Source organism: Bergeyella anatis, assembly GCF_036016955.1.
GTDB lineage: Bacteria > Bacteroidota > Bacteroidia > Flavobacteriales > Weeksellaceae > JAYWXI01.
On the sequence record NZ_JAYWXI010000026.1, the window covers coordinates 1 to 11,271 of the forward strand.

The window sequence follows — 11,271 nt, forward strand, 5'->3', positions numbered from 1 at the left end:
TTCCTTTATTTGAAATCATAAGCAAAAAATTTTTATGTTAGTAATAATGACTATGGTAAAAATGCATTTGCACATTTTTCTCCCTTTCAAATGTAATATAATTTTATTATATAACCAAATTATTTTTTGTTTTTTTGAAAAAAAATACTTATGAGAACCCTGTGTTCAAAATAAATATCCTGAGCTTTTCTTGCATTAAGATACTTGCGAAATCTTTTCCAATATTTAGTTTAGGTTAATGTTGCTTAACACAGTTGAAGATTACAGTCCGATTTTTGTTTCATATTTATACTTTTTTTATTATCACTTTTGCACCAATTATTTATAGTTAGACTTAGGCAACATTATTTTATTAATTTGGTTTTAAATGTATTGTATCTAAACTATAATTTTTCAACAAAATAGTGTCATTTTTATAACCTTTAGCACTAATAATAATTCTTTCATTATTTATGTTATAAAAAACTGCTAATCCAGAGCTGTCTATTTCGAATTGTACGATAGAGTTTTTTTTCATACTTTTAATGTTAATATTATTTATAGGTTGATTATAAGTATCTAAAATTCTAAAGCTAGTTGAATTAATGTATTTATATTTATAGCTAAAATCATCACTAGAATTCCATAATAAAATGAGGAAAAATATTCCTGTAATAAAAAAAATGATCAAAAATAAACTGAATATTAAAACTTTTAATTTGATAGTCTTTTTTCTAAAATAGGAAATTCTTAAAATCAGAAAAGAGCAAATAAGTGAAAAAACTATAAATTTTACAATCATTTTATCTCAATTTTTGTTAACCAAATTAATCTTGATAAATCTTTTAATAAATACTTCCCCTTACACCCAAATTCCCTCAATTTTTCAAAACTACGAATCTATAGATGAAAAATTTAAGGTTTTTTTTCATTATGGGGTGTTAAATAAATTTGTCTGTTCAAATCATCAACACTCACAAAAATAGTATCAGGAATATATCCTTCTGAATGAATAACAATTCTTTTATTGACGAAATTAAATAAATTAACTTGATTTTTATATGTTTTTTCTTTTACTATTTTTGGTTCTTCTGGATTAGATAAATCTATGATTTTAAAGTTGTTAATGGGATTATTTTTATTATCATAAATATAAAAATTCCATTCTTCAATAATCCTTTGATATTCTTTATTTGCTCTCTTGTGTTTGTGAAATAAATACACAAAACCTGCGTAGCTCACAAATATAAAAAGTAAAATACCTCCTAAAATAGCAGATGTTTTTTTCTGAATGATTTTTTTATTTGTTGCGAATATCCACAAATACAACAATAACAAAAAGGTTATAAAAACATAATCCATAATTACAAAACTTTTATTTTAGTTAGAAAAATAAGACTTTTTACATCTTTTTCATCTGCAATTATTTTATTTCTTTGATTTAAATGAGAGTATGATGAATTAGACTTGTACTTAATCTGATTTTTTAATACTCTTTCACGATGCAAGTCTATAGTATCAATATTTTTGTTTAAAAAATAATAATATGCGTTTTTAACCCCTCCTCCTCTTAATAATTCAACAGTATCTTTAGATTTATCCGCTTCAATGATTAAATTATTTACAAAATTTATATTCTCTCTTTTAAGAACAAAATATCCCTCTTTATTAGTAAATGTATAATTATTAGTGTTTTGCTCTATAACTTTGACTTTTACTAGAGGTTTTTTATTCATATAAATGTATCCTCTATAAGTATCTTCAATCAGGGGAGTACAACTTATAGTACATAGAAAAATTATGAAGAATGAATATTTTTTCATTTACTTAGTTTTATTTTAGTCAACCATAATAAACCAACGACATCTTTATCTTCTGCTGCAATTCTTTCAAAGTCATAATCCAAAAAATATAGGTCATTATTAAAGTATTTCATTAAATCTATTTCTCCAGAAGAGGGGCATGCAACACCTCCTTCAATCAATGACTTCTTAACTATACTTATAGCCTTTTCAATCTTAACCGAAGATAAATCCTCTCCCACGCTTTTTTATATATAGAAATCTCTTTTTAGAAGATTGGTCTTATTATATTCAGTTCTTAATTTACCTACTCTACAAATTATTTTTATTTTCAAATTTTGATTTATCTATAAACAATGTATCACTTCTATTTTCAACAAAATAATATCGTTCTCCTCTTTCTGGATGAGTATAAATAATTTGAATTGTATCCAATATTTTACCTTCATTCTTAACTATTAAAAACTGTGAAATATAGGCAGTAGATATCCTCATTTTGAAAAAGCCATTTTTATTTGTTTTCACTTGATTTATAGAGTCAAAGATTTCATATATAGATATGTTTTCAATTGGTTTTTTCTCGGTGCTATATACATAACCTTGATAAAATTTTGTATTTGAATTGCCACAATTTTGCAAGAAAACCAAAAAAACTAAGTAAAAAATAAACTTTATTTTTGTTAACCATATCAATCCCTGTACATCTTTTTCGCTAGCAGCATATCTATTATAAATTTTAGTTGGAGGATCATCTAGATAATATGGCATAATATCAATTTCTCCATTTTCAGGATATATAGGTGCGTCACTTTTCATTTCCTGTGTAATAGTATTTACAGTTCCTTTATGTCCGTATGAATAATAAACATCAGCAAAAGCTTTTAATATTTCATGACCGATTTCATGAGCAGATGTAAATTTAAATTCTATATCTTCTTTATTTTCTATTCTATAATATCAATTATTACCTCTTATATATCCTACATTATAACAAATAGCTTCCCGTGATATTATATTTCCAGCAAGAGAAATGACATATGTAACTATGCCAGAATTTCCAAAATGTAACCAATTACTATTTGTATTTAATTATCCTTTCCTATTTTTTTATAGGTTATTTTGAATTAATATTACTTTGATTTCTTTTCATATAAAAATCTAGCTTATTATTAATAATTAATATCCATTCATTGGCTTTATATTTTTCTTTATTACTTTCTATTCTAGGTTTAGAAACTACATTATTAAAAAAAATTTCTTCATTGTAAGTTATAGACTTATTTGAATTATCAAGTTTTATTTTGAAATTTTTAGGAAATCTTATTTTTTCATTGATTTTAATAGGAAGTATAATAGTCATATCAGAAAATGGTTCTATATATACTAAAGACTTTTTATTAAAATAATCCGCTATATTTTCCATTACATCCTTTCTTTTTTCTATCTCTTTATCAGAATACTCAAAATCTATTATGACTTTAATTGAATCATTGGTTTCATTAACAATTTGAATTTTTTTTAAATGCGTATTAATGTACTCTTGTGTTAATAAAGCTTCTTCTCTATATGAAGATGTGTTCCATAAACTTATGAATAGTATAATGCTTATGGAAAGAAAAACCAAAGTAAAAATCATAAATAAAATCGTCTTATTTTTTATCCTTCGATTTTTCAAAATTTTTATCAATACAAGAGATAAGATTGTATACACTACAAAGAGAAATCCAATAATCATTTTATTTTTAGTTTAGTTAGAAAAATAAGACTTTTTACATCTTTTTCATCTGCAATTATTCTATTTCTTTGACTTAAGTTATAGTTATAATACTTCATTAAATCAACTTCACCATATTTGGGGTAATTTTCACCATGAGTATTTTTCATAAAATCCAAATGTAAAACTTTATCCAAAAAACTTTCATTTTCTTCAGTCGGCTTAGTATCTTGAGGGAAATAATAAGAAGTTCCTTTATGTTGCCAAGAGTATACAGTATTTCCATAGGCTTGTAAGATCTCATGTCCAATTTCATGAGCTACTGTTTCCATAAACTCAAATATAGCATTGTAAAAACTATCATTTTCATCATCAAAATAATACCTCCAACCATCATATTTATCATTTGTCCAATTATGTTTAATGTATCCCACATTGTAGGAAATCCGTTGTACTATTCCATGATCGGGTATTAAATCCATGAAGTTATCATCCAAATTATAATCACTGTAACTTCCCCCAGTATTCCCAGAACGAGACCATTCATTATTTGTGTTATAAATTAGTGGGATATCATCAAGACTTTTTTTAGGATGATCCAAATTAACAGCATTAGTGAAAATTTCATAAAAATCACCTTCTATTTTTATACCTTTTCCAATATTATATTTATTTCTACTCCAATATTTTTCTATTCCTCTAATAGCTAATTCTTTTAAATCCTCAAAATTTTTGGTTCTACTTTTTATAGGTTCTTTTTTGTTTTTTTCAATCACTTCTTTTGGGATTTTATCCCAAGGGCAAATAGGAGTATGATGTATCGTAGGATTAGGAGAAATATATATATCTTCACACTCTAATCCTCTTGCTCCTCCATCTTTCAAGTTTACTCTAAGTGTTGTATCTATTCTCTTATTTTTTTTATCAATTTTTACATCTACCCATTCTACTACACTGTATTTTGGCTTTATCTCTATTTCATCGGTTTGTTTCTGTTCTCCTTTTATTGCCGTGATTTTTACTTTTAGTCTTTTGTTATTAAGCCTTGTACTATCATAAATGTCATTATTATCAAAACCATCCCAAGATAATAAATATTCGCCTACTCCTATATTTTCCTTTTGTTTTATTTCTTCTCTTTTTGATTTTCCAGAACTAACGATTAATTCTGGTAAAACAGTCTCTTTATATATAACCTCTTCATCAGAAATTTCCCACTCTATGCTATCCACCGCACTTCCTATTATTTTACACTTAAACTGAATACAATCGTTTTCTTTATTACCTTTAAAATCAGGTATTCCAAAAGGTACAAAGGTTTTTGTATCTACTAATTCTATCTTTATATTAAAGTCGGGGTTTTCATAACTCGGCACAGGCATTCCATCTGTATCAATACTTTCTACTACATTGATTTGTCCTGAATCTATAAATTCTATGGGGGCTGTTTCAGGTGGAGTGTTGCCAGGCATTTTACCTGTGGCAATAATCTTCGATTTCTTTATCAATACTTTATTGTCTTGATACTTTATTGTTCCTACATCTTGCCATTCTGTTAATGATAACAACTGAAAACCGTCATTAAAAGTGAAATTTGCAGGACTTTTTTCTACAACAGTACCGGTAAGTTTTCCTTGTGTAGTAGGCACATCACTAAGAACCTTAAAACTACCCATATGAGATCCCATTTTGATTTTAGCACCATTCACAATTAGTAATTGGTCTTCCGTTGCCTTGTCTTCCTCTTTGCGTTTCTCTCTTGCCTCTTCCAGCTTTTTTTCTTCCTTAGCAATTTCTACTTTTCTAGCCCTTTGTTCTTTTTGTTCAGGGCTAATATCGCCAATGGCTTTGATAGACGCTTTTTCCTCTCGTTCTTGGTTAGCTTTTTTTAGCTTTTCCAGATATTTTTTCTTGTTATTTCCTAAAAACCAAGCCATAATATAGAATATTTTGTGTGATGATGCTCTGCTTTAATTTCTAAGTATCCTTCCTCTAAAATCTGCTTTTCGTTATAATAAAATTGCCCTCCCATAGTTTCTGTATGATTACCATTGAAAAACATACCCAGCATATCGTTCTGATGTAGAAACTCTATGAGTTGGTCTTCTTTAGACAATAATTCTGTAATCTTTGCACAATAACTTTTAAGAGCGTACCCTTCGTTATTTTTTAAAATTTCAAGTTCCAATAGTTGCCAACGCATTTTCAACTCCGACCGATTGAACACTCTACATATCTGTCTATTTTCATCTGCTCCTAATTCTAAACGATCAAATAAATAAGCAATTTTTTTGAGGATTGCTTGCGTTGAGTTCTCTTGATCAGAGAATTTGTATTGAGTTGTAAGCACTAAGTATCGGCTAAGTCCGTCTTGTTTTTTATCGTATAGAATGCTTGCTTTACGAATAGTTTGTAAAGTTTTGGTATAAGTAGGGCTTAATTTTTTATTGACAATAGTTTCTATACGGTAGTGCATAATTGTGGTTTAATATTCCTTTCTTTTTCTATCGGATGTTGGATTCATTGGGGGTATTCCAAGCTTCTTATCGTCGTAGTGGGCAGACCAATGCAGATACTCATTTCTTAGTCTACCTAATAAGTTTCTTATTGCAGTAATTTCAATAGGTGGTAAATCATAGACCAGTACTACCTCATTATTTCCATTATCAGATTCATTATTATCTATATACTGTTTATACTCCTCTGTGTTTTCCTTCAGCTTTTTTTCTTCCAATTCTTTTTTTGTTCTATATACCCATTTTTCTCTTCCACCAAATACATAACCCTCAAGTCTTTTCTTTGACTCTATAAGAACAGGATGACCATCTATTGAATATTTTTTACCGACTTCTTTACTTTTAATAAAAATATTTTGCTTTTCTTCATCATCGATAATTTCTTTAAACTTTCTATCCATAAATTCTAACGGTATAAAGCTATAAGCTTTGCTTAAAACTCGTTTACCTGTTAATGAATAAACCAAATTATGATCATCATAAACATAACCTGAACCTATATAAACTGGTTTTATAGTTAATTGCTTTTCTTTATACCAACTTTGCTCCTTCAAGTTATCAACAAGTAAATCTATAGCCTCTTTAGAGGAGTATTCGTCTATAGTAACCTCTTCTTCATCTTTTTCAGGATTATCATTATACCCTCCTCCTATATCACTATGTACACCCGGCAAATCAAACTCTTCCGCTTGAGGTAAACGTGTAAGAGCAAAGTTTTTGCGATGCTCATCCATAGCTGTAAAGTGTACCGCTTTTTTTATACTTCCAATGTTATTCAAGTGTAGCTGCTCTACATCATCATGATCTGTCCCATAGGAAGATACCGTATCATACAATCCTAAAAAACGGACGGTTAATCCAAGTTCTTGCAATTCTTTTTTATTTAAAATCTCTTCGGATAATAAATACTCTCCCAAATATCCCAATTTGGAAGAAGTATTTTTTTTACCATTTCCGTTGATTTCATACAAAAAATTACGAGCTGCAGCTGCCCCTCGGCTAAAACCAAATACATCAACCGTGACATTTATCTTTTTCCCATTATTATCATCAGAACCATCTCTTACATCTTTTATCCTCTTGGCTAATTCTTCACATCCTTTTTCGACCTTTGCTATAACTCCTGTTTTTCCCATACCTAATGCTTGACCTCTGACGAAATCTCCTTTTCTATCTTCTGTACCAATACCTTCTATGTAGATAGTATAAATATCAGGCTCTGTACTAAAAGATTGTCGTGCTATATTTGAAAAGTCGTTTTTGTAATTTGATCTCAGTACTGAAGTATAATAATCTATTTTATCTCCCAATGTAGCTACATTTTCTTTTTTAGTCTGGTCTGCATATTCATCTATTTTTTGTATTTTTTTCCGTATCTCTGTATTTGTTCTGTTATTAGCTGTTCCATCAAAAAAAACTCCTACTTGTAAGTGGATATCTTCAATAGACTCTTTGGATGTACCTGCGTTATATACAAATGTTCTTGCCATAATTTAGAATTATTATTACATATTATCATAACGAGTTGCTCGGAATACCTCAATCTTTGGTGTAGGAATAATAATCTCTTTCCCATTACTGCCGATTAGCCTCACTATAAAATAGGTATTGGCTTGGTTAACAGATATTACCAAATCTACTGTAATGTCTTTGTTATTATCACTAAATATTTCTTCAAATGCTGATAATATAATCTTCTCTTCAAAATCACAAGATCCTGCGTAATAGAAACCATCTTCTGCCTTCCATGAGAAAGAAAAACTTCTTGGCACTGCTTGTAAAAAAGGGGTTTCTATTGGAAAGTCTTTAGCGTACAGCTCAAATTTTTCCCCATTTAAAAATTTATTTTTAATCGCACCTTTTGAGTTCAAAACAGCTTCTCCTCTAAACTTGAAGACTAATCGCCATGGGTATTTCTTACGATAAGTATCCCACAGACCATACGGTATAGGTTTGTTTTTATTGGCCTCTATAACCTCTTGAGGGATTACACTATTATCTTCCATTACCTCTTTTTGATTTTCTTTATCAAATAACAATTTGTCTTCTTGAGGTAACGCGTCTATTTCCTCTTGAGAGATTACAATCTTCCTACCTTGATACCTACCTACCTCTACCTGCTGGGTAGCTCCTGCTACCCATACCACTACCACACCTCCTGGGGCAAAACCTGCTGTAATTCGATCATAATTATCAGGGCGTATATTTCCATTGGCCGTCATCCAATTATACCCCTCTCTAAAAAGGGCTAATATTTTCATCTTATCTATCTCTGTATCTACCTCATAAAAACAGGATTCTGCATAAGAGAACCATATAGTGTGTAAATGATCTGGTATAGGTGCCTTATGACTGCTCATACCACCACCTCCATAACCCCAACCATGTTTACCTGTGGTTATACTACTTACTAAACTTCTAAAGTAGCCTCCCTTTGTGCTAAAGCCTCCTCTATATACTTCTACAGGATACCCCAGTGGTGCTGCCTTTTTTTCTTGCCATTCAAATTCTTGTCCCATATTGTTTTTATTTTGACAGGATATTATATTCGTTATCAGTATAAATAGAAATACTATTTTTTTCATACTCTATTTTTTTATTTTTTTCTTAAAACAACACTCCTACTTGTAAGTGAATATCTTCTATAGACTCTTTGAGTGAGCCTGTGTTGTATACAAATGTTCTTGCCATAATTCTATAGTTTAATAAGCCTCAACTTTTGTAGTAGGAATCACGATTTCCTTACCATTCCCTATTAATCTAACTACCATATAGGTATTAGCTTGATTTACTGAAATTACCAAATCTGCTGTAACATCTTCCTCTGCATCTCTAAAAATTTTTTCAAAAGCGGATAGAATAGCCTCCTCTTCAAATTCACAACCACCGCCATAGAAAGTACCTTCTGAAACTTCCCATGAAAATAAAACTTCTTTGGGTATTGCTTGATAAAAAGGTGTATTCATTGGAAAACTATTATAGAATAAATCTAATCTTTCCCCATTTATTAATTTCATGGTAACAGTTTCATTAGAATATAATTTTGTTTCTCCTCTAAACTTAAAAACTAACCGCCATGGGTATTTCTTTCGATAAGTATCCCATAAACCAAAAGGTATAGGCTTGTTTTTATTGGCTTCTATAACTTCTTGAGGGATTACGCTATTATCTTCCATTACCTCTTTTTGATTTTCTTTATCAAATAGCAATTTGTCTTCTTGAGGCAACGCATCTATTTCCTCTTGAGGGATTACAATCTTTTTTCCTTGGTATCTACCGATTTCTACCTGCTGTGTAACTCCCGCTACCCATACCACTACTACACCTCCAGGGGCAAAGCCTGCTACAATTTCATTATAATTATCAGGACGTATTTTATCATTAGCATCTACTCTATTGTACCCCTCTCTAAAAAGGGATAGCATTTTTGCTTTGTCTATCTCTGTATCTACCTCGTAAAAACAAGACTCTGCATAAGAAAACCATATAGTGTGCAAATGGTCGGGTATGGGGGCCATATAACTACCCATACCGCCACCTCCATAACCCCAACCATGCTTACCTGTGGTTATACCGCTTACCAAACTTCTAAAGTAGCCCTCCTTTGTTTCAAAGCCACCTCTATATACTTCTACGGGATACCCCAGTGGTGCCGTCTTTTTTTCTTCCCATTCAAATTCTTGTTCCATAATTCTTTTGTTTTGGCATGATATTATATTTGTTATCAGTATAAATAGAACTACTATTTTTTTCATCTTATCCCTTATTAACTTTAGCATCTATTTTTCCTAGAACTTGGGCAACTCCTGCACTCTGCATAAGAATATCACCACTTTTCGCTCTATGAGTAGTTTCAGAGGTAGATTCCTCTAAACTTCCTCCAACATCAATGGTCTTATTCCCTTTGACATTTTGCTGATAATCATTTGAATTAAAAGTATGATTGTTTGTAATTTGTACACTATGGTCATTTCCTACATTAGTACTCATATTATTACCAACCCCTATATTCATATTTTGTCCTGCATTAGTTACTATATTTTGACCCGCACTAATATTTACATTTTCTCCTGCGGTAAAAGTCATATTTTTAGGAGCATTCACATTGATGTTACCTTGTCCGTCCATAAAATAGGTGTTTCCACTTGGGTCTTCTATAAAGACACTACCTTCAGCATCATTTAGAATAATCTTAGTGCCACTCCTTGTATGGATTACCTTTTTGTCATTTCCTGAGGTAGCATACCCACTTTTACTTTTTCCGTTGTAATGGCTACCGATGACATAGGGTCTTTCGGCGTTTTGGTTTTCAAAAGAGACCATAACTTCCTCATCTATCTCGGGGATAAAATAAAAACCTTTACCCGAACCGCCGTGAGGCTGTACTACGCGTATCCAAGGCGAATATTCATTGGTAGGGCGTTGCCAAATAAACTGTACTCTTACTCGTCCTAAACCTTGTGGGTCGTTATTATCCTTTACAATAGCAGGTTGGTCTTCACATTTAGCAAAAGCATTCTCATCTACATAAGGTGACACAAAAATATCAGGAATACCTACAAACTCATTCCAATAGGTATCACCATCTAAGTGATGGGTTATCTCCAAAATACGATAAATTTCCATCGCTTTTCCATTAATATCGTACATATCGGCTAAACTCCCTGATTTGAGTAGTGGATTACGACTCTTGCCCTTAACCCACATCATATGCTGCAATTTCTCTTTGTATAGTGGAACTTTATAACGAGCATCACTATCTTCATCACCCATAGTAAAGTTACTTGAATAATGACTACTTTTCTGCGTAAAAGTCTTTTTCGCTAATTGTATCGCCGTACCTAATATAGGATTGTCTTTTGGAGGTGTAAAGGCATTATCAGCATTGTGCGTAAAGACATCTCCAAAGGCTTCATCGTAAACATATTGGGTAAAATTCTGATTCTGTATTTTTAAATCAAAACTAACTTCGGCTAAATCATCGCCTTCACTTAGAGTGATTTGTTTTTGGGCTCGATTACCAAAAATAAGCTGTTTGCCATCATAATAAAAATATTCCCCTAAACGATTGGCTAAACGAGTCAAAAACGCATAGTCTGACTCATTATACTGAACCGTATAGTCCAATGAGTTTTTGGTATTTAAACCGCCTATTACTTTTACTTTGGCTTCTGGTGGGTAATTTTTACATACTTCTGCTATAATTTGCTCTACCGTCATTTTCTCAAAACTACGGCTATTCTTCCCATTCTCTAATAAT

At 30.8% G+C, this 11,271-nt stretch carries 12 protein-coding genes; all 12 read right to left on the reverse strand.

All coding sequences use genetic code 11. The annotated features are described in order from the left end of the window. Positions 1-352: 352 nt before the first annotated feature. On the reverse strand, positions 353-781 hold the full coding sequence (locus VQ048_RS11230; protein ID WP_327611769.1) for a hypothetical protein: 429 nt from the start codon (positions 779-781) through the stop codon (positions 353-355). 113 nt (positions 782-894) lie between these two features. Next, entirely contained in the window at positions 895-1,341 is a 447-nt protein-coding gene (locus VQ048_RS11235) for a hypothetical protein (protein WP_327611770.1), read from the reverse strand. A 2-nt stretch (positions 1,342-1,343) separates the two neighbouring features. Continuing rightward, on the reverse strand, positions 1,344-1,802 hold the full coding sequence (locus VQ048_RS11240) for a hypothetical protein (protein WP_327611771.1): 459 nt from the start codon (positions 1,800-1,802) through the stop codon (positions 1,344-1,346). Next, positions 1,799-2,023 carry a hypothetical protein gene (locus tag VQ048_RS11245; protein WP_327611772.1) on the reverse strand — a complete coding sequence of 75 codons (225 nt, stop codon included), beginning with the start codon at positions 2,021-2,023 and terminating at the stop codon, positions 1,799-1,801. The genes VQ048_RS11240 and VQ048_RS11245 overlap by 4 nt, the downstream gene beginning before the upstream one ends. 70 nt (positions 2,024-2,093) lie before the next feature. Continuing rightward, positions 2,094-2,597 (reverse strand): hypothetical protein, encoded by a 504-nt coding sequence (locus VQ048_RS11250; RefSeq protein WP_327611773.1) that lies wholly within the window; start codon positions 2,595-2,597, stop codon positions 2,094-2,096. Between the two features lie 298 nt (positions 2,598-2,895). Next, positions 2,896-3,516: a hypothetical protein gene (locus VQ048_RS11255; protein ID WP_327611774.1), complete on the reverse strand. Its 621-nt coding sequence runs from the start codon at positions 3,514-3,516 to the stop codon at positions 2,896-2,898. After that, positions 3,513-5,432, reverse strand: coding sequence for a hypothetical protein (locus VQ048_RS11260; RefSeq protein WP_327611775.1), 1,920 nt, complete (start codon positions 5,430-5,432; stop codon positions 3,513-3,515). Before VQ048_RS11260 ends, VQ048_RS11255 begins: the two co-directional genes overlap by 4 nt. After that, on the reverse strand, positions 5,417-5,971 hold the full coding sequence (locus tag VQ048_RS11265) for a hypothetical protein (RefSeq protein ID WP_327611776.1): 555 nt from the start codon (positions 5,969-5,971) through the stop codon (positions 5,417-5,419). The genes VQ048_RS11260 and VQ048_RS11265 overlap by 16 nt, the downstream gene beginning before the upstream one ends. Before the next feature lie 9 nt (positions 5,972-5,980). Then, positions 5,981-7,501, reverse strand: a complete 1,521-nt coding sequence (locus VQ048_RS11270; protein ID WP_327611777.1) for a phospholipase effector Tle1 domain-containing protein — start codon at positions 7,499-7,501, stop codon at positions 5,981-5,983. A gap of 15 nt (positions 7,502-7,516) precedes the next feature. Then, a complete protein-coding gene (locus tag VQ048_RS11275) occupies positions 7,517-8,596 on the reverse strand; it encodes a DUF2931 family protein (RefSeq protein ID WP_327611778.1) in 1,080 nt (359 codons plus the stop codon). Positions 8,597-8,713: 117 nt separating this feature from the next. Further along, positions 8,714-9,700, reverse strand: coding sequence for a DUF2931 family protein (locus VQ048_RS11280; protein ID WP_327611779.1), 987 nt, complete (start codon positions 9,698-9,700; stop codon positions 8,714-8,716). A gap of 67 nt (positions 9,701-9,767) precedes the next feature. After that, positions 9,768-11,271 (reverse strand): type VI secretion system Vgr family protein (locus tag VQ048_RS11285; RefSeq protein WP_327611780.1); only part of this gene is annotated, 1,504 nt, incomplete at its 5' end.